This is a genomic window from Microbacterium sp. TWP3-1-2b2, from assembly GCF_049896145.1.
Lineage (GTDB): Bacteria > Actinomycetota > Actinomycetes > Actinomycetales > Microbacteriaceae > Microbacterium.
Window position 1 is genome coordinate 1,476,381 of the sequence record NZ_JAFCTS010000001.1, and the last position, 22,783, is coordinate 1,499,163.

Below are 22,783 nucleotides of genomic sequence, written 5' to 3' on the forward strand. Positions count from 1 at the left end.
GGGACGTAGGATGGAAACCGTGACTGCGCCGACCGACTCCCCTGTCGAGACCCTGTCGTTCGAGGCCGCGCGCGACGAGCTCGTGCGCGTGGTCGCCGAACTCGAACAGGGCGCACCGACACTCGAGCACTCCCTGGCCCTGTGGGAGCGCGGCGAGGCACTCGCGGCCCGTTGTGAGGAGTGGCTGCTGGGCGCGAAGCGCCGACTCGAGCAGGCTCGCGCCGCAGCATCCGACACCTCAGCGACGTCCGCCCCGTCCGGCGAGGACGACTCGTGAGCAAGAGCGCTCCGATCGTCGCCGAACTCGGACGCCCCGAGACGCCTGAGGAGACCGCGGCACGCAAGGCGGAGTTCAGCAAGAGCTACCGCGCGAGCCAGAACTTCCGCAACCTCATCGCCGCGCTTCTCATCACCCTGGCCGTGGTCGCCGTCGTCATCTTCGCCGTCCCTCGCGGCGAGCGCGCGTCCGAGACGAAGGTCGACGTCGCCGCCATCGCGCAGGATGTCGAATCGACCATGGACCGGCCCGCGATCGTCCCGGAGCTCGACGGCTTCTGGCGGGTCAATGACGCCGAGCTGCAGAGCGGGGCGACTGTCGTCTGGAACATCACGCTGGCACCGGCCGCGGAAGATGAAAGAGGGTTCATCCGCGTCGCACAGGCCTTCGACGACGACTCGTCGTGGGCGCCGCAGATGCTGGGCGGAACCGCCGCCACCGACACCACCGAGATCGGCGGGTTCGAGTGGGATGTCTACTCGCTGGGCAGCGACACGAAGGACAACGTGTCGTATGCGATCGGCACGCAGGCGGGCGACGACTACGTCCTGCTCTACGGCTCACGGTCGGCTGACTCGACAGCCGAACTCGCAGAGTCCCTCGTTCCTCAGATCAACGCCATCGCGGAGGCCTCATGACGACGCTCACCCCCACAGCAGCCTGGCAGCAGATGCTCGACGGCAACCGCAGATTCGTCAACGGGGAGCCGCGCCATCCCAATCAGGACGTCGAGCGGCGTCACGATCTCGCCCACCAGCAGAACCCGGTCGCCACGCTGTTCGGCTGCTCGGACTCGCGCCTGGCCGCCGAGATCATCTTCGATCTCGGCCTCGGCGACCTGTTCGTGGTTCGCAATGCCGGACAGGTGATCGGCGAGTCGATCGTCGGAAGCCTGGAGTACGCGGTCGAGATCCTCAAGGTTCCGCTCATCGTCGTGCTCGCCCATGACGAGTGCGGCGCGGTGCGCGCAGCCATCGACGGCACCGCGATCGACGCGACGCCGCTTCCGCCGCACATCTGGAAGCTGATCGCGCCGATCATCCCCGCAGCCCGGAAGGTCCTGGCGGAGAACGGCGGCACATCGCCGGCCGACATCGACGCCGAGCAGGTCGGACGAGAGCACCTCCGCAACACGGTCGCGAACCTGCTGCAGTCGTCGGAGCTGATCAGCGACGCCGTCGCCGAGGGCAGACTCGGCATCGTCGGGGCCAACTACCGTCTTGCCGAAGGCACGGCCGTGCCCGCCATCTCTGTGGGAATCGACACAGTGGAAACCGACACCAAGGGGATCGACGTCCCCGCAACCGAGGAGGGATCGCAGTGACCGATACACACCAGCGCAGCGGCGAAGAGTCGCAGGGCTACCGCATCGAGCACGACACCATGGGCGAGGTCCGCGTGCCAGTGAAGGCGCTGTACGGTGCGCAGACGCAGCGCGCAGTGGAGAACTTCCCGATCTCCGGCAAGGGCCTGGAATCGGCGCAGATCGCCGCCCTCGCGCGTATCAAGAAGGCCGCTGCACTCGCGAACAAGGAACTCGGCACCCTCGACGGTGCCATCGCAGATGCGATCGCCTCAGCGGCCGACCGCGTGGCCTCCGGCGCGCACGACGGGGAATTCCCCGTTGACACGTACCAGACCGGCTCCGGAACCTCGTCGAACATGAACATGAACGAGGTTCTGGCGTCCATCGCATCCAGCATCCTCGGCTCTGCCGTGCACCCGAACGACCACGTCAACGCGTCGCAGTCATCGAACGACGTGTTCCCGACCTCGGTGCACATCGCTGTGACCCAGGCGCTCATCGACACGCTCATCCCGTCGCTGGACCACCTCGCCGTTGCACTCGAGGCGAAGGCGGAGCTGTGGAAGGACGCCGTCAAGTCCGGCCGCACGCACCTCATGGACGCGACGCCCGTCACCCTCGGCCAGGAATTCGGAGGCTACGCGCGTCAGGTCCGCCTGGGCATCGAGCGCGTGCAGTCCGCTCTCCCCCGCGTCGCCGAGGTGCCCCTGGGCGGCACGGCCGTCGGCACGGGAATCAACACCCCGCTCGGATTCCCGCAGAAGGTCATCGCCCTGCTGGCGGAGGAGACCGAACTGCCGATCACCGAGGCCAAGGATCACTTCGAGGCTCAGGCCAACCGTGACGGTCTGGTCGAGGCCTCCGGCGCACTGCGCACGATCGCCGTGTCGCTCACGAAGATCAACAACGACCTGCGCTGGATGGGCTCCGGTCCCAACACAGGACTCGGCGAGCTGCACATCCCTGACCTGCAGCCGGGATCGTCGATCATGCCGGGCAAGGTCAACCCCGTCGTCCCCGAGGCCGTGCTGATGGTCTGCGCGCGGGTGATCGGCAACGACGCGACCGTCGCCTGGGCCGGAGCATCCGGTGCCTTCGAGCTGAACGTCGCGATCCCGGTCATGGGCACCGCTCTGCTCGAGTCGATCCGCCTGATCGCGAACGCCTCGCGCGTTCTCGCAGACAAGACCATCGACGGTCTGGTCGCCAACACCGAGCGCGCTGCCGCGTTCGCGGGCATGAGCCCGTCGATCGTGACGCCGCTGAACAAGCTCATCGGCTACGAGGCAGCGGCGAAGATCGCCAAGCACGCCGTCGCCCAGGGCATCACGGTGCGCGACGCCGTGATCGACCTCGGCTACGTCGAGCGCGGCGAGCTCACAGAAGCCCAGCTGGACGAGAAGCTCAACCTGCTGAGCATGACCCACCCGGGCTGAGTTCTCCGGCCTCGGCTTCGGACACGCCTGCACGACCCGGGTACACCTGCACGACTGTTCTTCTGATCGGATCGTGCATCCGTGCCCGGGCCGTGCGTCTGTACCTGGGTGACTCTTTCTCCACCGCGGTCGCACGCGTCGTCTTGTCCACATTCGCCCCGATCGAGCCTCGGAGCGTGCGCGCTTCAGGCACAGTCGTGCCATGCTCGATCCAGTCACCGTCATCAGCCGTATGGGCGGCATCGCCCGCGGCACACAACTGCAGAAGGTCGGCATCTCGCGCAAGCGGCTTGCCCAGGAGGTCTCCCGGAAGCGCATCGAACGAGTGCGCCCTGGTATCTTCGCCGTCCCACGAACGGATGCCGCAGTCCGTGCCGCAGCCGCTCATGGCGGCGCGTTGACATGCGGCTCTGCGCTTCGCTTCCACGGTGTCTGGGTTCTCGAGGAACCAGGCACGCACGTCTGGCTCGGAGACAACGGACGCACGCACTCCCATCACGGTTGCTCGTGCATGGACCACCATTTCCGAGGGCGCACCCGGTTCGGAGTCGTCGACGTCGAGACGGCCCTCGTCCATCTCTACTCATGTGCGGGAGAAGAGGCATTCTTCACTGCGTTGGAGTCGGCCCGGCGCAAGCGGCTGCTGTCGAAGTCGGCCCGATCGCGCGTGCGGGCGGCGCTTCCGGCATCCGCTCGTTGGCTCGTCGATCTCGCGCGATCAGACGCGGACAGCGGGCTCGAGTCGCTCCTGCGCCTGAGGTTGCATATCCTCGGCATCCGCCTCGACTGCCAGGTCGTCATAAACGGCGTGGGGAAGGTGGACTTCGTGATCGATGGACGCTTGATCCTTGAGGCTGACGGCAAGGAGAACCACGACGGCGAGGTGCTACGCCACAAGGACCTGGTCAGGGATGCCGCAGCATCCCGACTCGGATATGAGACCCTGCGCTTCGACTACGCGCAGATCATCCATGACTGGCCGACGGTGCAGTCGGCAATCGTCGGCGCCATGCGCCGGATGCGCGGCTGACGGGCACATCCGCACGACTGAGGTACACCTGCACGAGCAGTCGGGCGGATGGCTCGTGCATCCGTTCCCGAATCGTGCAGGTGCACCCCGCCGCCTAGTTGAGCTCCCCGCCCTCCAGCAGCTCCGTCACGAGGGCGGCGATCGCCGAGCGCTCCGATCGCATCAGCGTCACATGTGCGAACAGGTCATGGCCCTTCAGGGTCTCGATCACCGAGGCGATGCCGTCGTGACGGCCGACGCGCAGGTTGTCGCGCTGACCTACGTCGTGGGTGAGCACGACGCGCGAGTTCTGACCCATGCGGCTCAGCACCGTAAGCAGCACGTTGCGCTCCAGCGACTGCGCCTCGTCCACGATCACGAACGCGTCGTGCAGCGAGCGTCCCCGGATGTGCGTCAGCGGAAGCACCTCGAGGATGCCGCGCTCCACGACTTCCTCCATGACGTTGCCGGAGACCACCGATCCGAGCGTGTCGAACACCGCCTGACCCCACGGGCCCATCTTCTCGCCCTGGTCACCGGGAAGGTATCCGAGCTCCTGCCCGCCGACGGCGAACAACGGGCGGAACACGATGATCTTCTTCTGCTGCTGTCGCTCGAGAACTGCCTCCAGCCCGGCGCACAGCGCGAGCGCCGACTTGCCGGTGCCGGCGCGGCCGCCGAGTGAGACGATGCCGACGTCGGGATCCATCAGCAGGTCGATCGCGATGCGCTGCTCGGCCGAACGGCCATGCATCCCGAACACCTCGCGATCGCCGCGCACCAGCCGGTACTCGCCGTCGCCGGTGATCCTGCCGAGCGCCGATCCTCGCTCGGAGTGGATGATGAGGCCGGTGTTGATCGGAAGACCGCGAGCGTCTTCACTGATCCCGACCTCGCTCTCGTACAGGTCGCTGATCTCGTCGCCGGAGAGGTCGAGGTTCGCGATACCGGTCCACCCCGAGTCCACAGCCTGCTCGGCGAGGTATTCCTCGGCGGAGATGCCGAGGGATGCCGCCTTGACCCGCATCGGCAGATCTTTGGAGACGATCGTGACGTCCTGGCCGTCCTCTGCCAGGTGCATGGCCACCGCGAGGATGCGGCTGTCGTTGTCACCCAGACGGATGCCGCTGGGCAGCACCGATCCGTCGGTGTTGTTCAGCTCGACGCGCAACGTGCCGCCTTCGCCGATCGGCACGGGGAAGTCGAGTCGTCCGTGCTCGATGCGCAGCTCATCCAGGTGGCGCAGCGCCTGCCGTGCGAAGTAGCCGATCTCCGGATCGTGACGCTTGCCCTCCAGCTCGGTGATCACCACGACCGGGAGAACGATCGAATGTTCGGCGAAACGGAAGAACGCCTGCGGATCCGACAGCAGCACCGAAGTGTCGAGCACGTAGGTGCGAAGGTCCTGATCGGGCTTCCCTGAGGATGCCCGACGCGAGGACTGACGGGTGGACTGCTGTGCTGTACGTGTGGTCACGACCCACTCCCGACCCGGGACTGATTCCCGGCTATGCCACGAGTCGACCAGGGGCCACGAGTCGCGATCCGGAAGGCCGACTCGAACGGGCACCGTGCCCGATGCCTAGAACGTACGACCACCCGGCGCCGCACAGGGTGAAGACACGCCAGCGATTCCCCACAGATCGGTGAACTCCGGGTGAACGCCGCTAAGCCCCCAGCGTGCCGATCGCCTCGTCGAGCATGCGCAGCGTCTCGTCGCTCGTGCCGGCATGCGCGGCGAGGCGCACGGTCGCACCTCGGGTGGTGGCCACGATGCCCGCGTTCGTGAGGGCTGCGGACAGGGCGGCTGGTTCTTCTGGCGCGAGCGTGACGATGCCGGCGCGCTCGTTCCTCGCCCGCGGTGTCAGCACCGCGATGCCGTGACGGTCGGCTGTCTCGAGGATGCGGTCGACGCGCTCCCCGATGGCCTCATCGATCACCGCCACGCCCGCCTCGCGCACGTCGCGCAGACCGATCGCGAGACGAGCGACGGCGAGTTGATCGGCGTTGCCGACGACAAAGGCGCGAGCGGATGCTGCCGGCGCAGGCAGCTCGTCGACGGGGAGCCCGCCCTCCACACCGGCGAAGCCGGACAGCACGGGTGCGATGCGCTCTCGCGCCTTGGCGGAGAAGGAGGTGAAGCCGGTGCCCCGCGCGGCGCGCAACCACTTGTAGCCGTGCCCGGCCACGACATCGGCCACGGAGTAGTCATCGTCCACGACACCGAACGACTGCACGGCGTCGACGATCAGCAGGCGATCCGGACCCAGCACGTCGCGCAGCGCAGCGAGGTCTGCCCGGTAGCCGGTGCGGAAGTCGACATGGCTGACCGCGAGCGCGGTCACGTCATCGTCCAGAGCCTCTGCGACGGCATCCGGTGTGACGAAGGTGTGCTCAGGGTCGATCCAGCGCGGAGCGAGTTCGCCCGCCGACGTCTGCGAGGCACGCTCGAGCGTCATGCTGATGCTCGGGAACTCCGCCGACGACGCGATGACCGTTCCCTTGAGCCCGTAGAACGCATGCATGAGGCCGTGCGTCGCCGAGGGCTGCAGCGTCACCGTTTCGGCGTCGACGTCGAGCAGTTCGGCGGCGAGGTCGCGTGCCTCACCGAAGCGCTCGCTGACGAGTGCCAGCGATGAAGGCCGGCCGCTGCCCAGCAGGTCGGCGTCTGCGAACACCTCGGCGCGCACCGTCGGCGAGATCGGCCCGAATGCTGCCCAGTTCAGGTAGCCGGGATCGCCGTCGAAAGTGGCGAGATAGTCGTCGAAAGTGCTCACCAGTCGATTCTCCCACGCGAGCGACGCTTCGACAGGCTCAGCGAGCAAGCGACAGGCTCAGCGAGCCGGCGACAGGCTCAGCAAGCGAGCGCCGCGATCGATCAGCGTCCGAAGCGCCGATCACGGTCGACGTAGTCGCGGATCGCTCGCAGGAAGTCGACCTGACGCAGATCGGGGCCCAGGGCTTCGACGAAGTAGAACTCGCTGTGCGCGCTCTGCCAGAGGAGGAAGTCGCTGAGCCGCTGCTCTCCGCTCGTGCGGATGACCAGGTCCGGGTCGGGCTGGCCGCCGGTGTAGAGATGCTCGCCGATCATCTCGGGGGTGAGATGTGCCGCAAGATCCTCCAGCGTGCCGCCGGACGCATCGTGTTCGGCGATGATCGAGCGCACGGCGTCGACGATCTCGTTGCGTCCGCCGTAGCCGACTGCGAGGTTCACATGCAGTCCGGCGTGACCGGTGGTGCGCTCCTCCGCGTCGCGCAGCACACGTGCCAGCTCCTCGGGCAGGATGTCGGAGCGGCCGACGTGCTTCACCCGCCAGTCGCCGTTCTCGGCGAGGGTCTCCGCGAGCTCGGCGATGATCTCGATGAGGTCGGCGATCTCCTTCGAATCGCGTTTTCGCAGGTTGTCGCTGGAGAGCAGGTACAGCGAGACGACGCGCACCCCGATGTCGTCGCACCAGCCGAGGAACTCGCGCATCTTGGCCGCACCTGCGCGATGCCCGTCCGCCGGGGATTCGAGACCCAGTTGACGCGCCCAGCGCCGGTTGCCGTCGATCATCATCGCGACGTGATGCGGGACGGATGCCGGATCCAACTGTCGCCGGAGCCTCTTGCCGTACAGCCGGTACAGCGGCCCCCTGCCCTCGCTCGAACGTGCAATCACCTGCCCACGTTATCGCGCCGAGGCGCGTCCGTCCTGTGAGCGCGCAGTCCGGCTGCAAGTACATCGTCGACTCGAACCGCGGCTTAGAGTGAGCACGTGAGCACTTCAGACGCCGACTCCGCCCCCGTCCCCGAGCTCCCGTTGCTGGAGGACGCACACGCAGACGCCCTTGTCGAGGTCAAGCCGACCTGGCGCGGTTGGCTGCACGCCGGTACCTTCCCGGTCGCTATCGTGGCCGGCGTCGCACTCATCGTGCTCGCGGACGGCGCCGCCGCGAAGTGGGCCGCCGCCGTCTTCATGGCGAGCTCGCTGCTGTTGTTCGGCAACTCCGCGCTGTATCACCGCATCGATTGGAGTCCGAAGACCAAGCTGGTGCTCAAGCGCATCGATCACGCGAACATCCTGCTGCTGATCTCCGGCACCTACACTCCGCTGGCCGTCAACGCCCTGGTCCCGGAGAAGGGCACTCTTCTGCTCATCCTGGTGTGGAGCGGTGCTCTGCTCGGCATCCTGTTCCGGGTGTTCTGGATCAACGCGCCGCGCTGGCTCTACGTCGCTCTCTACCTCGCGCTCGGGTGGGCGGCGATGATGTACCTGGTCGACCTGTGGAACGCGAATGCCGCCATGATGGTGCTGGTCGTCGTCGGTGGGCTGCTCTACACCGGCGGCGCCGTCATCTACGCGATGAAGAAGCCCAACCCATGGCCCGGCCATTTCGGCTTCCACGAGATCTTCCACCTCTGCACGGTGCTCGCGTTCCTGTGCCACTGGACCGCCTGCCTGCTCATCTCGATGGCGCCTTACACGCCGTCGCTGGGTCTGCCAGGCTGATAAGCAACAGTTCGCAACAGGATGTGATCTCGCCGGCATCCGCAGATAGATTCGCGGTGCAGCCTGCCAGGCGTGCACCCGGAACGACGAAGGAGATCCTCATGGCCGATGTCGAGAGCTTCACGCTCGATCACACTGCCGTCCGCGCCCCGTATGTCCGTCTGATCCAGACCGAGCGCGGCCCCAGAGGCGACGCGATCTCGAACTTCGATGTGCGCTTCGTGCAGCCGAACGAGGGCGAGATCCCCACCGCCGGTCTGCACACGATCGAGCACGTGCTCGCCAGCCTGCTGCGCGACCATCTCGAAGGCGTCATCGACATCTCCCCGTTCGGCTGTCGCACCGGTTTCCACCTGATCACGTGGGGCGAGCCGAGCGTCTCAGCTGTTGTGGCTGCCGTCCGCGTCGCCCTCACGGCGATCGCCGAGGACATCACCTGGGAAGACGTTCCCGGAGTCGACGCGGTCAGCTGCGGAAACTACCGCGACCACAGTCTGCACAGCGCGCGGGAATGGTCCACGCGCATTCTCGAACAGGGCATCAGCCTCGACGCGTTCGAGCGCGTAGGAGTGTGATGTTCGACGAACTCAGTTCTCGAGTCGTCTTCGTCACCGGTGGCAACAGCGGCATCGGCGCCGGCGTGGTGGACGCGTTCCTCGCAGAGGGCGCCACGGTCGTCAGCGCCGATCTGAGCCTGCCTGCGGGGTTGAATCAGACCGGTGAGCGCGCGTGGGCGGTGCGGCTCGACGTCAGCGACGAGACCGCAGTGGAGAGCGTTCTGGATGCCGTCGCCCGGGCCATCGGCACTGTCGACGTGGTCGTGACGGCGGCGGGCACGTCGACGATGGGCTACGCGACCGAGACCACGGTCGGCGACTGGGATCGCAACCTCGATGTCAACGCGAAGGGCTCGTTCCTCGTGGCCCGCGGCGTCGCGCGCAGACTCGTCGCCGCGGACCGGACCGGACGGATCATCTTCATCTCATCGCAGGCCGGCAAGAACGGCTACCGCGGCATGACGGCGTACGTCGCCTCCAAGCATGCAGTGCTGGGCGTGACGAAGACCATGGCCGTCGAACTCGCATCGCGCGGCATAACGGTGAATGCGATCTGCCCCGGCATCATCGAGACGCCGATGAAGCACCGCGAGCGCATCGAGGGTGGCGCGATCCGCGGTATGACCGCCGAAGAGGTCGCAGACGAAGACCGCTCTCAGGTGCCTCTCGGCCGAACCGGTACGACACAGGACGTCGCCGGTGTGGCGCTGTTCCTCGCCAGCGATCTGGCGAGCTACATGACCGGCCAGGCACTCAACGTCACCGGCGGCATGACGATGCATTGAGCGGGGCTCAGCGCCCCGGATCGTCCTTCGCGGATGGTGCTTCGCCGTCGTCGTCCGCATCGACGGCGGTGCCGGCGTCCGAAGCCTGCGCATCCCGGCCTGCTGCCTCTTCCGCGTCGAGTTCTTCGCGCACCTCTTCGCGGTAGCGCACCCGTCGGATTCGACGATTCATGTCCCAGATGAGCAGGACGACGGCGATCACGACGACCACGATCACGAGGAATCCCGCGGGACCAGGCGTGACGGAATCGGGCTCGACGGTCATCGTCGGCGTCGGAATCGGAGTCTCTGTCCCGAACAGCACGAGCATGTGTCCGCCTTTCATGCGCAGGTCGCATAACCTGGAACCACAAGCCTAACGACCGAAAGCCCCGCCCCGTGACGACTGCACTCGAGCTCGATGAACGATACGGTCGCGGACGCCGCAGGCGTACGTCATGGATCATCGGCGGTGTCATCGCCCTGGTAGTGATCGTCATCGCGTCGTGGATGACCGTCTCGCAGTCGGTCAACGCGGTGGATGCCGATGATCTGAGCTACGAGCTCGTCGACGAGCACACCGTCACCGTGCGCTTCCAGGTCACGGCACCTCAGGGCAGAGACATCGCGTGCGCTGTGGAAGCGCTCGATGAGGAGTTCGGCGTCGTGGGTTGGAAGATCGTCGAGCTACCCGCCACGGACAGCCACATGCAGCAGTTGACGGCGACGGTGCCGACGGTCGCCGAAGCCACGACAGGTTTGGTGAACTCCTGCTGGGTCGCATAGACTCCCCTGAGACAACCGACGCCCTGGCCACTTGCCGGGGCGTCTTGGCATATCCCCACCGCCCTGAAGGGCGTTCGACAAAGGAGCACGCTGTGTCCACAGACGCTCAGGTACCCTTCCTCACCCAGGAGGCCTACGATCGGCTCGTCGCTGAGCTCGAGACTCTCTCCACAACGGGTCGCGACGAGATCGCGAAGCGCATCGAAGCCGCCCGCGAAGAGGGCGACCTCAAGGAGAACGGCGGATACCACGCCGCGAAGGACGAGCAGGGCAAGCAGGAGGCGCGCATCCGCACGCTCGAACAGCTTCTGAAGACCGCGAAGGTCGGCGAGGCTCCCGCCAGCCGCGGCATCGTCGAGCCGGGCACCGTCGTCACGGCGCTCGTCGCCGGTGGCGAGGAGGTCTTCCTCCTCGGCAGCCGCGAGATCGCCGCATCCGGGAGCGACCTGGACGTGTACAGCGAGGCCAGCCCCCTCGGCCAGGCGATCCTCGGCCTCAAGGTCGGCGAGAAGACCAGCTACGAGGCCCCGAACGGCAAGTCGATCTCCGTCGAGGTCACGAACGTCGAGACGTACGCGGGCTAGTCCGGAACGACGACCGGGTCGTAGCCGGCCTGTCGCAGCGTGTCGAGCGTCAGCTCGGTGTGCTCCGCTCCCCTGGTCTCGATGCTCATCTGCAGGATCACTTCGCTGATCTGCAGGCCCTGGCCATGGCGGGTGTGCATGACCTCCATGACGTTCGCGCCGGCCTGGGAGACGAGTTCGGAGACCCTGGCGAGTTGGCCGGGTCGGTCGGGCAGCGGGATGCGGATGGTCAGATAGCGACCGGATGCCGCCAGTCCATGCGACACGACGCGCTGAAGAAGCAGCGGGTCGATGTTGCCACCGGACAGCACTGCCATCGTCTTTCCTGTACCGGAGACCTTGCCTGCGAGGATCGCGGCGACGCCGACGGCGCCTGCCGGCTCGACGACGACCTTCGCCTGCTCCAGCAGTACGAGGATCGCGCGCGCGATGTCGTCGTCGGTGACGGTCACGACCTCGTCGACGAGATCCTGGATGATCTCGAAAGGCACGGCGCCGGGCTTCGCGACCAGGATGCCGTCTGCGATGGTCGGCAGCGTCTCGATCTCGACCGGATGGCCTTCGGCGAGCGACGGGGGCATGGCGGCGGCGTTCTCCGCCTGCACGCCGATCACGCGCACCGTGCGTCCGGCCTTCGCCGCCGCAGCCTTCGCAGCGGCGGCAACGCCCGCGATGAGTCCTCCGCCGCCGATACCGACGAGGATCGTGTCGACATCCGGCGCGTCCTCGATCAGCTCGAGGCCCAACGTGCCCTGACCGATCACCACGTCGCGGTGATCGAAGGGGTGGATCATCACCGCACCGGTGCGCTCCGCGAACTCGGCGGCGAGTCGCAGCGAGGTCGCGACGGTCTCGCCTTCGAGCACGACTTCAGCGCCGTACCCACGGGTGGCGAGCAGCTTGGGCACCGGCACCCCGAGAGGCATGAAGATGGTTGCGGGAATCCCGAGCGCCTGCGCAGCGAGAGCGACACCCTGCGCGTGGTTGCCTGCGGATGCCGCGACCACTCCGCGCGCTCGTTCCTCTGCCGTGAGCCGCGAGAGCCGGTACGCGGCGCCACGGATCTTGAACGATCCGGTGCGCTGGAGATTCTCCATCTTCAGCACGACGGTCTCACCGAGGATGTCTGACAGTGCCCTCGACGGCAGGGTCGGCGTGTGCGAGATCACTCGCTCCAGCCCCCGTGCGGCTTCTTCGAACTCGGCCAGACTGGGGACTGCACTCATGTATTCCTCCGACGCCGCTCGCGCGGCACTGTACTCCAGATCAGATCACCGGCTGGTTGTCTGCCGGTCTTCCAGGAACCGCTGCTGAGAGTCACGGCGACGACGTTCACGAACGCCGCCAGCGGAACAGCGAACAGCGCGCCGGGGATTCCTGCGATCATCGAACCGCCGGCGACCACGAGCACGACGGCGAGCGGGTGCACCTTCACGGCGGACCCCATCAGGATCGGCTGCAGGATGTGGCCTTCGAGCTGCTGGACGCCGATCACGACGACGAGCATCCAGAACGCGTTCCACGGGTCGTTGTAGACGAGCGCGAGGAAGACCGCCACTGCGCCGGTCGCCACCGCACCCACGATCGGGATGAACGCACCGAGGAACACGAGCACCGCCACAGGGATCGCCAGCGGGACGCCGAGCAGGAAGGCACCGAGACCGATGCCGATCGAGTCGATCGTCGCGACGAGCAACTGGGTCTTCGCGTAACTGACGACTGTCCGCCAGCCGTTACGTGCGGCCGCATCGACGGCGGGTCGTGCATCGCGAGGGAAGAGCTTCGTGGTCCAGTGCCAGATGCCGCCGCCGTCGGCGAGCAGGCAGATCAGGACGAAGATCGTCAGCAACGTGCCGACGAGGACATGACCGGCGGTCGAGCCGATGGCGAGCGCCCCGGACCAGAGCAGTTGCGCCTGTTCCTGGATGAGCGCGAAGCCCTGGTCGATGTAGTCCTGGATCTGACCGGCGGACAGATGCAGCGGTCCATCCATCAAGTACTTCTGGAACTCCTCTACAGCCTGCATCGTGCTCTTCTGCACGGATGGCCACTCGCGTGCGACTTGCCATCCGACGAGCCACAGCAGACCCGCGACGATCGCGAGGGTGCCGATGAGGACGATCAGGATCGCGAGCCATCGAGGGAAACGCTTGCGCAGCATCAGTTCGAAGGCCGGCCACAGCAGAGCCGTGATGAGGATGCCGACCAGCAAGGGGATGACGAGGAGCTTCAGCTGGATGACCAGCCAGACGACGACGCCGGCGGCGGCGGCGATCAGCAGCAGCCTCCAGGCGTAGCCGGCCGCGACGCGCAATGACAGCGGTACCGCGTTGTCGGCCTCGGTCGTGACCGTGCGGTCGGTCGGCATGCGACCCCACAGAAGATCGCGCTTGCGAGGGCGCTGCTCATCCGTCATGTGGTCAGTCTAGTTGCGAGGCTGAGCGGATGCTGCGAGGGCGCAGCGTCCATGTCGGAGGCGAGCGATACGCTGACGGCGTGACCGAGACTCTCAGTGCCGCGCAGGCTCGCCGTGTCGCCCTCGCCGCCCAGGGCTTCACACGGCGTCGCCCGACGACTGCCGTCGCTGCTCGCCACGTGCATCGTGCGATGGAGCGTCTCGGCGTGCTGCAGATCGATTCCGTCAACGTGTTCGCACGCAGTCATTACCTGCCGCTCTTCTCGCGATTGGGCGCATACGACCCGGCGCTGCTGGACCGCGTCTTCCTCTCCCGCACCACTCACTACGTGGAATACCTCGCCCACGAGGCGACCTTCGTGCCGGTGGAGGACTGGTCGCTGTGGCGATTCCGGATGGAGGCGTTCCGCAGGCGCTGGGAATCGGACCCGCAGTCGTGGCTGAGCCAGAACACGCGCACTGTCGCCTGGGTGAAGGACGAGCTGCGCACTCAAGGCCCGCTGCGGCCCGCCCAGCTGCGGGCGGATGCACCGCGCGAGCGCGGCACCTGGTGGGATTGGGACGACGTGAAGCTCGCTCTCGAGCATCTCTGGCGCACTGGAGACGTCGCGATCAGCGGCCGTCGCGGGTTCGAGCGGCACTACGCGCTGGAGGAGCAGGTGATCCCGGCGCAGGTGCGCGAGCGCGTCGTGCCCCGAGAAGAAGCCATCTTCGAGCTCATCCACCGCGCAGCACGCTCTTCCGGCGTCGCGACGGAGTCCGACCTGGCCGACTACTACCGCATCAAAGATCGCAAGGCCGTCCGCGCGGCGATCGACGATCTCGTCGACAACGGTGATCTGCAGCCTGTCCGAGTACGCGGCTGGGAACGCGGCGGTCGCCAGGTGCCTGCGTGGCTGCACCGTGATGCCGTACTCCCCCGCCGTATCGAGGCGGCGGCGATCCTCACCCCGTTCGACCCTGTGGTCTGGTTCCGAGATCGAGCGCTACGGGCATTCGACCTCGACTACCGCATCGAGATCTACGTACCGGCGCACAAGCGGCGCTACGGCTATTACTCGCTGCCCGTGCTGGTCGGAGACCGCATCGTCGCGCGCGTCGATCTGAAAGCAGACAGGGCGTCGTCGACACTCCAGGTGCAGTCTGCGTGGTGGGAGCCGCAGGCCCGCGCAGAAGACGCCGAGCCGATGGCACGTGAACTCGCGCTGGCCGCCACCTGGCAGGGGCTGGAGAACGTCTCGGTCTCCGGCTGGGGCGACGCCGCAGATGCCGTGGCAGGTGCCCTGCACGTCGAACGCGGGGGTGTGAGGCGCCACGTTCACACCCGGCAGGAGTCAGCGTGAGGCAGCGGTCGTGAGAAGGCGCATGCCGCGGATCGTCGGCGGCGCGATCGCGGTCGTGCTTGTCGCAGCGGCGCTCGCATGGTTCCTGATCCCGCGCGGCAGCCCCGAAGACGAGGCTCTGGCGTATCTGCAGGCGCTGGCCGACGGCGACGTCACCGCGGCGGAAGCGACAGGCGTCGACCTCCCTGCAACGTCGGCGTCGGCGTTCGCCGACGCGAGCGACCACCTCAGCGGCGGCGCAGTCGAGTCTTCGACGGCAGACGATCGAACAGCCGTCGTCGTGGTGTCGTACGAACTCGCTGGCGCTCGACATGAGAGCACGCTGACCCTGTCTCAGCGTGACGGGCGCTGGGTGCCGGAGGCGGCATCGGCGCTCGGATCGGTGCAGTTCACCGTTCCGGTCAGACTCACCGACACCGTGCTGCCGGCCGGTACGACTGCGCTCCTGCCGGCCGTGTACGACGCGAGCGCCACGCCAGTGGAGTTCCTCGACGGCAGCGCCACGATCGAGGTGCTTCCCGGTAGCACGCAGCAGGTCGACGTCGACGCCGCCCTTCGCCCTGAGGCCGTCGACATCGCGCAGACTCAGCTCGATGAGCACCTCGCGACATGCACACAGCCGACCTCTGAAGCTCCGCCGTCTTGCGGCATCACGATCCCGTGGGCGGCCGACTTCTCTGCGATGAGCGAGATCCGCTTCCGCATCGAGAAGATGCCGGTGATCTCGCTCACCCCGTCAGCGTTCCAGGCGGACGACGGGGTGCTCGTCGCCACTGTCGACGGAACCGCGTTCGACGGATCGAAGAAGACGCTCACGTATCGATCGACGAATTGGAGTGTGCGCGGAGACGTGGCGTTCACCGACGACGACATCGTGCTGAACGTCTGGTGAGCGACCGAGGTGTCAACGCGCTGTCGCTCGCTCAGCAGTGACACGAGAAGCCTCAATGCGCCGCGGCGCCGTGCGGCTTCTCGTGTCAGAACTGAACTCGCGGCGGTTCTGAGATCGCAGCGTTGTCCGCGACCTCGAAGAATTCCCGCTCGGTGAAGCCGAGTCCACGCGCGAAGAGGTTGTTCGGGAACACCTTGATCTTGGTGTTCAGCTCGCGTACGCCGCCGTTGTAGAAGCGGCGGGCAGCCTGGATCTTGTCCTCGGTGTCGACGAGCGCATGCTGCACCTGAAGGAAGTTCTGGCTGGCCTGCAGCTGCGGATACGCCTCAGCGACCGCGAACAGGCTCTTCAGCGCCTGCTGCAGGTGACCCTCGGCGATTCCGGCCTCACCTGGACTTGTCGCGGAAAGAGTCTCCGCGCGGGCACGGGTGACGTTCTCGAATACGGCCTTCTCATGCGACGCGTATCCCTTGACGGTCTCGATGAGGTTGGGGATCAGGTCGGCGCGTCTCTTGAGCTGCACCGTGATCCCGCTCCACGCCTCGTCGACGCGGACGTTCAATTGCACGAGGGAGTTGTAGGTCGCCCAGAAGTAGATGCCGATGAGCACCACTACGGCGACGACAATCAGAACTGGAATGAGCCATTCCATGGCACATGACCCCCTTCATGAGTTTTATTCATACTAGCCACCGTGCCTGCGCGTGAACTGGGCGACGCGTCACTCTCCGAGCACTCGGTCGAGATACCGATTCGCGAACCGTCGATCGGGATCCAGCCGGTCGCGCAAGGCCACGAAATCGTCGAACCGCGGATAGCGCTCACGCAACTGCTCTGCGTCCAGAGTGTGCAGCTTGCCCCAATGCGGGCGTCCGCCGTGTTCGAGGCAGATGCGTTCGACGGCCTCGAAGTACGCCGTCGGGTCGGCGCGCCAGTAACGGTGTACCGCGATGTACCCGCTCTCCCGTCCATGCGCAGTGGAGAGCCAGCGGTCATCAGCTGCGGCGAAGCGCACTTCGACCGGGAACTCGATCTTCCAGCCACGTTCGGCGATGAGCTCCCTGATCTGCTGGAATGCAGGGATCACGTTCTCGGCCGGCAACGCGTACTCCATCTCGCGGAACCGCACATTCCGGCTCTGTGTGAGTACCCGGTGCGAACGGTCGGTGTACTCGCGGTCGCCAGTGAGCTTCACGGCGAGGCGACTGAACGGGGGCGTGATCGCCGGAACGACCTGTCCCGCGGCGCACACCATCCGGTACACGCCGTTGGAGAGCAGAGTCTCATCGATCCACCTGCCCGCCGTCGGCAACGGCTTGCGCGGCGTCGACTCCGGCAACCTGGTCTGTCGCTTCGTGAGAGCGACCTCTGTGTGCGGGAACCAGTAGAACTCGAAATGATCGAATGCGGAGGCACGCTCTTCGAGTGTGGTCACCACCTCGTCGAGCGGTGCAGGCTCGTCGATGGCGTGCATGACGAAGGCGGGGACGCACTGCAGCGTCACATCGACGAGGATTCCGAGTGCGCCGAGCCCCAGCGCAACGGCCGGGAGCAGTTCCGCGTTCTCGTCGTCGTCCACTCTGATGAACTCCCCGTCGGCTGCGACCAACGTCGCGCCGACCACCTGCGCCGCGAGCCCCCCGAAACGCGCACCCGTTCCGTGAGTGCCGGAGGAGATCGCACCGGAGATCGATTGACGGTCGATATCACCGAGATTCTCCATCGCGAGGCCGTACGGGGCGAGCAGACGAGGGATGCGGTGCAGCCGAGTGCCGGCGAGCAGCGTCACACGTGCACGGTCGGTGTCGACGGATACCAGCCCCTGCATGTCATCGAGCTCGAGAAGCACCCCCGGAGCGACCGCGATACCGGTGAAGCTGTGACCGGCGCCGACCGCCTTGACCTGAAGGTTGTGCGCGACCGCCGCCTGCACCGCGCGCTGCACGCCCTCCGGGGTGCGGGGACGCTCCACGCTCGTCGGCTTGACCGACGCCGAGCGCGCCCAGTTCTGCCACGTGCCGCCCGGGCGCGTCACAGGAACGCCTTTCCTTCGCCGCGGTACGTCGGCAGTTCATCGATGACCTCGCCGCCGGACACCAGGTGGTACGCGGCGATGCGTTCGGCCGGTTCGCCGCTCTTCGCATGGCGGAACCAGACCCGGTCGCCGATCCTGAGCGTGCGTGCTGCAGCGCCCTGCAACGGCGTCTGCACCTCGCCGGCGGCTTCACGCGCCATCGTGCGCAGGCCCTGCGGCCAGACCGCACGAGGTTGGCGCGAAGCCACGGCGGGACCAGATGCGATCCAGCCCCCGCCGAGCACCGTGGCGATGTCATCGGACGGACGGCGCACGACATCGAACGCGAACGCGCTGGCGGGTGCAGGCCGGAAGGATCGGTAGCCGTCGAACAGATGCCCGCCGAGCAGTCCGCTGCCCGCAGATGCCTCGGTGACCGATTCATCGCTCCCGGTGAACTCCAACGAGCCGGTGCCTCCGCCGTTGAGGAACTCCAGCGGTGCGACAGCGGTGAGAGCATCCGCGATCTCGGCGCGACGGTTGCGCAGCTCTGCCCGTGACCGGGCCTGCACCATGCGGATCAACGGTGCATCAGAACCGTCGTCTCCCTGACCTGCGATCTGAGCCTCATACATCTGCAGGCCGACCAGACGGAACCCAGGTCGACGTGTGATCGCACGAGCGAAGCCCGACACGTCGGCGGCCGTGAACAGCGGCGATCGGCGCACGCCGATATGTCCGAGGGCCGCTGAGCGCCATGAGGCGTCAGCGTCGATGGCCACCCGTATCGGCTCACGCCGGTCGGGCGATGCGATGGCGTCGATCAGGTCGAGATGAGCGATGTCGTCGACCATGAGGGTGATCCGGGATGCGGCGAGCTCATCGTGAACCAGCCTCTCGAGACCTTTCCGGTCGACGGTCGGATACCCGAGCACGATGTCGCCATGGGTTTCGGCGAGCCAGAGCGCTTCGGCGAGCGAGAATGAGAGGATGCCGCGATAACCGGGGATGCGCAGCACGGCGTCGAGCACCGTCCGCACCCGTACAGATTTGGACGCGACACGGATCGGTATGCCGCCGGCACGTACCAGCAGATCCATCGCGTTGTGACGCAGCGCATCCACGTCGATCACCGCGACAGGCGCCGGAAGATGCGCGGTGGCATCCGACAGCCTCGGCCACCAGAGCGCAGGGTTCTCCCAGTCGCGCGGGCGGGCGGCAGTACGGCTCAGGTCAGCGGTGAGGTCGAGCACTCCCCCACCATACGACGTCGGTTCCCGGACGGACGCGAAGCTAGGCTGTGATGGCACGCCCCCATAGCCCAATGGCAGAGGCAGGCGACTTAAAATCGCTTCAGTCTGGGTTCGAGTCCCAGTGGGGGCACAGTCGGAGGCCGTGGTGCGGAGAACGACCGATGCGCATACACGGCAAGAACAGAACCGGCCCATATCGCGACGTGATGCGCGACATGGGCCGGTGGCGAAGCAAGCGGCGGTTCTACTTCGCCGGAGCCTTCGTCGTGGTCTTCTTCGCAGCCGGCTTCTTCGCAGGGGCAGCCGTCTCGGCCTTGTCATCTGCGGCGTTGTCCGCGACGGCGGCCTTGGCCGGAGCCTTCTTCGCCGCGGCGGGCTTGGTTGCAGCTGCCGGCGCCGCTTCGGCCTTGACGTCAGCGGGCTTCGCAGCAGCAGCGGGCGCAGCATCCGCCGCAGGACGCGGACGCGCGGCGAACTCCTCGAAGACGTAACGGGGGTTCTGCACGGTCTGCAGGTTCACGAGGTCACGGCCGAGCCACAGGTTGTTCCACCAGTCCCACAGCACGCGCCACTTGCGCTCCCACGTCGGCATTGCGAGCCCGTGGTAGCCGCGGTGCGCGATCCAGGCGACGAAGCCCTTGAGGGCGAGGTTGCCGGACTGGAACACGCCGTTGTAGAGGCCGAGGCCGGCGACTGCGCCGAGGTTCTTGTGGAAGTAATCCTTGGTGCCCTCGCCACGGATCACGGCCACCAGGTTCTTCGCGAGAAGCTTCGCCTGACGCACCGCGTGCTGAGCGTTCGGGACGCAGTAACCGCCGACTCCACCGCCGGAGAGGTCGGGGACAGCGGAGACGTCACCCGCAGCCCAGGCGCCTTCGACGAACTCCTCCGCGGAGCCGACGCGCAGGTCTGCACGGGTCTGGATGCGCCCGCGCTCTTCGATAGGAAGGTCGCCGCCGCGCACGACGGTCGGGTTCGCCATGACACCGGCGGTCCAGACGATCAGGTCGGTCGGGATGACCTCGCCGGTGGAGATGGCGACGTTTCCGTCGACCGCACCCTGCACCTGCGTGTCGAGGTGCACGTTGGCACCACGCTTGGCGAGATCCTTCAGCACCCACTCGCTCGTCTTCAGCGAGACCTCGGGCATGATGCGACCCATCGCCTCGATGAGGTGGAAGTGGGTGTCCTCGAAGCGCAGCTGCGGGTACTTCGACAGCAGCGAAGACGCGAGCGATCGCAGCTCGGCGAAGACTTCGATGCCGGCGAAGCCACCGCCGACGACGACAGTGGTGAGGAGGCGATCGCGCTCAGGCCCGGCGGGCAGCGAAGCGGCCTTGTCGAAGTTCGACATCAGCTTGTCGCGTACGGCGACGGCTTCTTCGATCGTCTTCAGCCCGATCGCGTTGTCGGCGATGCCGGGGATCGGGAAGGTGCGGGACACCGCTCCGGCCGTGACCACGATCTGGTCGTATTCGAACTCGTACGGGTCACCGGCGGGAGGCGTGATGGTCGCGACCTTGTTCGCGTGGTCGATGCCGGTCACCTTGGCGGTGACGACATGCGTCCGCTTCAGGTGACGTCGGTGCGCGACGACGGCGTGCCGCGCCTCGATCGAGCCGGCGGCGACCTCGGGGAGGAACGGCTGGTACGTCATGTACGGCAGCGGGTCGACCATGGTCACGTCGGCTTCGCGCTTGCGGAGGTGCTTCTCGAGCTTCCAGGCCGTATAGAAGCCCGCGTAGCCACCGCCGACGATCAGAATCTTGGGCACAGTGCTGTTCTCAGGCACAGAAGGACAACTCCTAGTCAGGGGGCTGGCGTGCTTTGCTTGCGCGCCGATCGGATGCGCCGGGCAGCAGCGGTGACGCCTAGCGCGATAAGAATACCAGGCACAGTGAGTGCGATGAGCGGAAGTGTGCCGTAGCGCAGTGAATCGGCGCTCGGAAGCAGCGGAGAGCCCGGTTCGGTCGGCGGGTCCGCCGCGGGCAACGGCTCGACCTGCACAGGCGTGACTTCGGGCTCGGGAGCCGGCTCGGCATCCGCACGGCGGTAGAGACGCACCCATTCCGCGAGATCACCCATCGGGTTCTCATCGACGAGTGGAACGGATGCCGTCACCGCGGCTGACGCGTCCAGCAATCCGTAGCCGTACAGCGGATCGGGCAGCTCGGAGACGCCCTGCACCGGAAGCGCGGTCTCGATGATCCGGTTGATCACGTTCGCAGCATCCAGTTCCGGATGAGCCGAGCGGATCAGCGCGGCGGCTCCGGCGACGATCGGCGCAGCTCCGCTCGTGCCGCGCCACCACTCCAGCTTCCCGTCCGCGGAGATGCCTCGCAGCCCTTCGCTCGGCGCCGAGATACCGATCGTGATGCCCTGCGTCGACGCTTCGATGCTGGCGGTGCCGGTCTGGTCGACGCCGCCGACAGTGAGCACTCCGGGTATGGTGGCCGGTGCGCCGATGACGTCGGTTCCGCTGCCCCGGTTTCCTGCTGCGACGACGACCACGACGTCGTGCTCGAATGCGTAGAGGAACGCGTCGTCCCAGCTCTCGTCCCAGTCCAGCGTGTTGGTCGTGAACGACATGTTGATGATGTCTGCGCCGTGATCGACCGACCAGCGGATGGCCTCTGGTACCTGTTCGACGAATGGCACGGCCGCCGCGGCGCCGAAGCCCACCGACACCGAGAGCAGTTTCGCCTCGGGCGCCACGCCGATCATTCCGGTGCCGTCGGCCTTGCCTCGACCTGCGGCGAGCGACGCCACCCATGAGCCGTGGTCGCCGTCGATGGCGCCGACGGGAGTACGTCCGTCAGGCGAGCCGGTGCCCGAGACGTCAGTGCCGTCGACGACAGCATCGCCGAAGACCGACGGCACCTTGCCGATGCCGGTGTCGATGACCGCGATCGTCACGCCTTCTCCGCGCGTCGTCTTCCACGCCTCACGGATACCTGCTCCATCGAGCCAGTACTCGGATGCGCGTACCGGGTCGGACGGGTCGTCGGGAACGGGTCCTGGTGTCGGCGTCGGTGTCGGTGTGGCAGTGGCACCGGTGAGCAGAACGGATGCCGCCACCGCCGCGACTGCGACGGCGCTGCGCAGCATCGCCTTCAGCTTCATGCGGTCGCGGCTCCCGGATCTTCGCACTGGCAACGCTCGGGCGACCACGACGATCGAGCGAGCGCGGCGTCGCCGATGGGATTGACGCCGGGGCCGGCCGCGAGAGCGTGACCCGCAAGTGCGTGCAGGCATTTCACACGTGTGGGCATGCCGCCCGCAGAGATGCCGTCGATCTCCGGAACGTCGCCGAATCGGGCGCGATCGGTGATGTAGGCCTCATGCGCTGCCTGGTACGCCGCCGCGGCGGCCTCGTCCTCCGCGAGGAGTGCCGCCAGATCTGGCATCACCTGGGTGGCTTCGAGCGTCGACATCGCGGCGGTCGCCGCCGGATGCGTCAAGTAGTAGAACGTCGGGAACGGCGATCCGTCCGGCAGACGCGGACTTGTCGCCACCACGGTCGGGTTTCCGCAGATGCACCGTGCCGCGATGCCGACGACTCCGCGCGCCGTACGCCCCAGCTGAGCGGACACGACGTCGATCTCGGCAGACGTGGGCGGGGCGAAGGGCGGTGTCGTCACGCCTTCAGCCTAC

24 protein-coding genes and 1 tRNA gene are annotated in these 22,783 nt (G+C 66.9%); 13 read left to right on the forward strand and 12 right to left on the reverse strand.

Going from position 1 to position 22,783, the window contains the following annotated elements:
• The first annotated feature begins 10 nt into the window (after positions 1–10).
• The 5 genes from ACP7AR_RS07400 (at position 11) to ACP7AR_RS07420 (ending at position 4,049) form a co-directional block, all read left to right on the forward strand.
• On the forward strand, positions 11–277 hold the full coding sequence (locus tag ACP7AR_RS07400; protein ID WP_426184251.1) for an exodeoxyribonuclease VII small subunit: 267 nt from the start codon (positions 11–13) through the stop codon (positions 275–277).
• Complete coding sequence (locus ACP7AR_RS07405) at positions 274–915, forward strand: DUF4245 family protein (RefSeq protein WP_426184253.1); 642 nt, start codon at positions 274–276, stop codon at positions 913–915. The genes ACP7AR_RS07400 and ACP7AR_RS07405 overlap by 4 nt, the downstream gene beginning before the upstream one ends.
• Positions 912–1,601 (forward strand): carbonic anhydrase, encoded by a 690-nt coding sequence (locus tag ACP7AR_RS07410; RefSeq protein WP_426184256.1) that lies wholly within the window; start codon positions 912–914, stop codon positions 1,599–1,601. Before ACP7AR_RS07405 ends, ACP7AR_RS07410 begins: the two co-directional genes overlap by 4 nt.
• Complete coding sequence (locus ACP7AR_RS07415; RefSeq protein ID WP_426184259.1) at positions 1,598–3,019, forward strand: class II fumarate hydratase; 1,422 nt, start codon at positions 1,598–1,600, stop codon at positions 3,017–3,019. The genes ACP7AR_RS07410 and ACP7AR_RS07415 overlap by 4 nt, the downstream gene beginning before the upstream one ends.
• A gap of 202 nt (positions 3,020–3,221) precedes the next feature.
• Entirely contained in the window at positions 3,222–4,049 is an 828-nt protein-coding gene (locus ACP7AR_RS07420; RefSeq protein WP_426184261.1) for a DUF559 domain-containing protein, read from the forward strand.
• A 94-nt stretch (positions 4,050–4,143) separates the two neighbouring features.
• Here the strand turns inward: ACP7AR_RS07420 and ACP7AR_RS07425 are convergent, their stop codons facing one another.
• From ACP7AR_RS07425 to ACP7AR_RS07435, 3 genes are all read right to left on the reverse strand, one after another.
• A complete protein-coding gene (locus ACP7AR_RS07425; RefSeq protein ID WP_426187682.1) occupies positions 4,144–5,418 on the reverse strand; it encodes a PhoH family protein in 1,275 nt (424 codons plus the stop codon).
• Positions 5,419–5,695: 277 nt separating this feature from the next.
• Complete coding sequence (locus ACP7AR_RS07430; RefSeq protein ID WP_426184263.1) at positions 5,696–6,805, reverse strand: aminotransferase class V-fold PLP-dependent enzyme; 1,110 nt, start codon at positions 6,803–6,805, stop codon at positions 5,696–5,698.
• A gap of 101 nt (positions 6,806–6,906) precedes the next feature.
• Complete coding sequence (locus ACP7AR_RS07435) at positions 6,907–7,686, reverse strand: isoprenyl transferase (protein ID WP_426187684.1); 780 nt, start codon at positions 7,684–7,686, stop codon at positions 6,907–6,909.
• A 99-nt stretch (positions 7,687–7,785) separates the two neighbouring features.
• Here ACP7AR_RS07435 and trhA point away from each other — a divergent pair, with 99 nt between their 5' ends.
• The 3 genes from trhA (at position 7,786) to ACP7AR_RS07450 (ending at position 9,862) form a co-directional block, all read left to right on the forward strand.
• Positions 7,786–8,520, forward strand: a complete 735-nt coding sequence (gene trhA / locus ACP7AR_RS07440; RefSeq protein WP_426184266.1) for a PAQR family membrane homeostasis protein TrhA — start codon at positions 7,786–7,788, stop codon at positions 8,518–8,520.
• 101 nt (positions 8,521–8,621) lie between these two features.
• Positions 8,622–9,095: an S-ribosylhomocysteine lyase gene (locus ACP7AR_RS07445; RefSeq protein WP_426184268.1), complete on the forward strand. Its 474-nt coding sequence runs from the start codon at positions 8,622–8,624 to the stop codon at positions 9,093–9,095.
• The gene (locus ACP7AR_RS07450) at positions 9,095–9,862 is read left to right on the forward strand and encodes an SDR family NAD(P)-dependent oxidoreductase (RefSeq protein WP_426184270.1); all 768 of its coding nucleotides are present in this window, start codon (positions 9,095–9,097) and stop codon (positions 9,860–9,862) included. The genes ACP7AR_RS07445 and ACP7AR_RS07450 overlap by 1 nt, the downstream gene beginning before the upstream one ends.
• 7 nt (positions 9,863–9,869) lie before the next feature.
• On the opposite strand, the gene ACP7AR_RS07455 is transcribed toward ACP7AR_RS07450, so the two are convergent.
• Positions 9,870–10,172, reverse strand: a complete 303-nt coding sequence (locus ACP7AR_RS07455) for a hypothetical protein (protein WP_426184272.1) — start codon at positions 10,170–10,172, stop codon at positions 9,870–9,872.
• Between the two features lie 68 nt (positions 10,173–10,240).
• Here ACP7AR_RS07455 and ACP7AR_RS07460 point away from each other — a divergent pair, with 68 nt between their 5' ends.
• Complete coding sequence (locus ACP7AR_RS07460; protein ID WP_426184274.1) at positions 10,241–10,627, forward strand: DUF4307 domain-containing protein; 387 nt, start codon at positions 10,241–10,243, stop codon at positions 10,625–10,627.
• Between the two features lie 92 nt (positions 10,628–10,719).
• Positions 10,720–11,211 carry a transcription elongation factor GreA gene (greA, locus tag ACP7AR_RS07465; protein ID WP_426184276.1) on the forward strand — a complete coding sequence of 164 codons (492 nt, stop codon included), beginning with the start codon at positions 10,720–10,722 and terminating at the stop codon, positions 11,209–11,211.
• Here greA and ilvA read toward each other — a convergent pair.
• Entirely contained in the window at positions 11,208–12,437 is a 1,230-nt protein-coding gene (gene ilvA / locus ACP7AR_RS07470) for a threonine ammonia-lyase (RefSeq protein WP_426184278.1), read from the reverse strand. The genes greA and ilvA overlap by 4 nt on opposite strands.
• Positions 12,434–13,627 (reverse strand): AI-2E family transporter, encoded by a 1,194-nt coding sequence (locus ACP7AR_RS07475; RefSeq protein ID WP_426184281.1) that lies wholly within the window; start codon positions 13,625–13,627, stop codon positions 12,434–12,436. Before ACP7AR_RS07475 ends, ilvA begins: the two co-directional genes overlap by 4 nt.
• An 80-nt stretch (positions 13,628–13,707) precedes the next feature.
• On the opposite strand from ACP7AR_RS07475, the gene ACP7AR_RS07480 reads away from it, so the two are divergent.
• The gene (locus ACP7AR_RS07480; RefSeq protein ID WP_426184284.1) at positions 13,708–14,970 is read left to right on the forward strand and encodes a winged helix-turn-helix domain-containing protein; all 1,263 of its coding nucleotides are present in this window, start codon (positions 13,708–13,710) and stop codon (positions 14,968–14,970) included.
• Between the two features lie 22 nt (positions 14,971–14,992).
• Positions 14,993–15,862 carry a hypothetical protein gene (locus tag ACP7AR_RS07485; RefSeq protein ID WP_426184287.1) on the forward strand — a complete coding sequence of 290 codons (870 nt, stop codon included), beginning with the start codon at positions 14,993–14,995 and terminating at the stop codon, positions 15,860–15,862.
• Between the two features lie 85 nt (positions 15,863–15,947).
• Here ACP7AR_RS07485 and ACP7AR_RS07490 read toward each other — a convergent pair whose 3' ends face one another.
• The 3 genes from ACP7AR_RS07490 to ACP7AR_RS07500 form a co-directional block, all read right to left on the reverse strand.
• Positions 15,948–16,514: a LemA family protein gene (locus ACP7AR_RS07490; RefSeq protein WP_033104860.1), complete on the reverse strand. Its 567-nt coding sequence runs from the start codon at positions 16,512–16,514 to the stop codon at positions 15,948–15,950.
• Positions 16,515–16,583: 69 nt separating this feature from the next.
• Complete coding sequence (locus ACP7AR_RS07495) at positions 16,584–17,897, reverse strand: D-arabinono-1,4-lactone oxidase (RefSeq protein WP_426184289.1); 1,314 nt, start codon at positions 17,895–17,897, stop codon at positions 16,584–16,586.
• Positions 17,894–19,129 carry an alanine racemase gene (locus ACP7AR_RS07500; RefSeq protein ID WP_426184291.1) on the reverse strand — a complete coding sequence of 412 codons (1,236 nt, stop codon included), beginning with the start codon at positions 19,127–19,129 and terminating at the stop codon, positions 17,894–17,896. Before ACP7AR_RS07500 ends, ACP7AR_RS07495 begins: the two co-directional genes overlap by 4 nt.
• 57 nt (positions 19,130–19,186) lie before the next feature.
• Between ACP7AR_RS07500 and ACP7AR_RS07505 the strand changes: the two genes are divergently transcribed.
• Positions 19,187–19,259 (forward strand) — tRNA-Leu (locus ACP7AR_RS07505).
• A 114-nt stretch (positions 19,260–19,373) separates the two neighbouring features.
• Here the strand turns inward: ACP7AR_RS07505 and ACP7AR_RS07510 are convergent.
• The 3 genes from ACP7AR_RS07510 to ACP7AR_RS07520 are packed head-to-tail and all read right to left on the reverse strand — an operon-like array spanning position 19,374 to position 22,770.
• On the reverse strand, positions 19,374–20,903 hold the full coding sequence (locus ACP7AR_RS07510; protein WP_426184294.1) for an NAD(P)/FAD-dependent oxidoreductase: 1,530 nt from the start codon (positions 20,901–20,903) through the stop codon (positions 19,374–19,376).
• 35 nt (positions 20,904–20,938) lie between these two features.
• The gene (locus ACP7AR_RS07515; RefSeq protein WP_426184296.1) at positions 20,939–22,252 is read right to left on the reverse strand and encodes a S8 family serine peptidase; all 1,314 of its coding nucleotides are present in this window, start codon (positions 22,250–22,252) and stop codon (positions 20,939–20,941) included.
• A complete protein-coding gene (locus tag ACP7AR_RS07520) occupies positions 22,249–22,770 on the reverse strand; it encodes a DUF501 domain-containing protein (protein ID WP_426184298.1) in 522 nt (173 codons plus the stop codon). The genes ACP7AR_RS07515 and ACP7AR_RS07520 overlap by 4 nt, the downstream gene beginning before the upstream one ends.
• Positions 22,771–22,783: the final 13 nt, after the last annotated feature.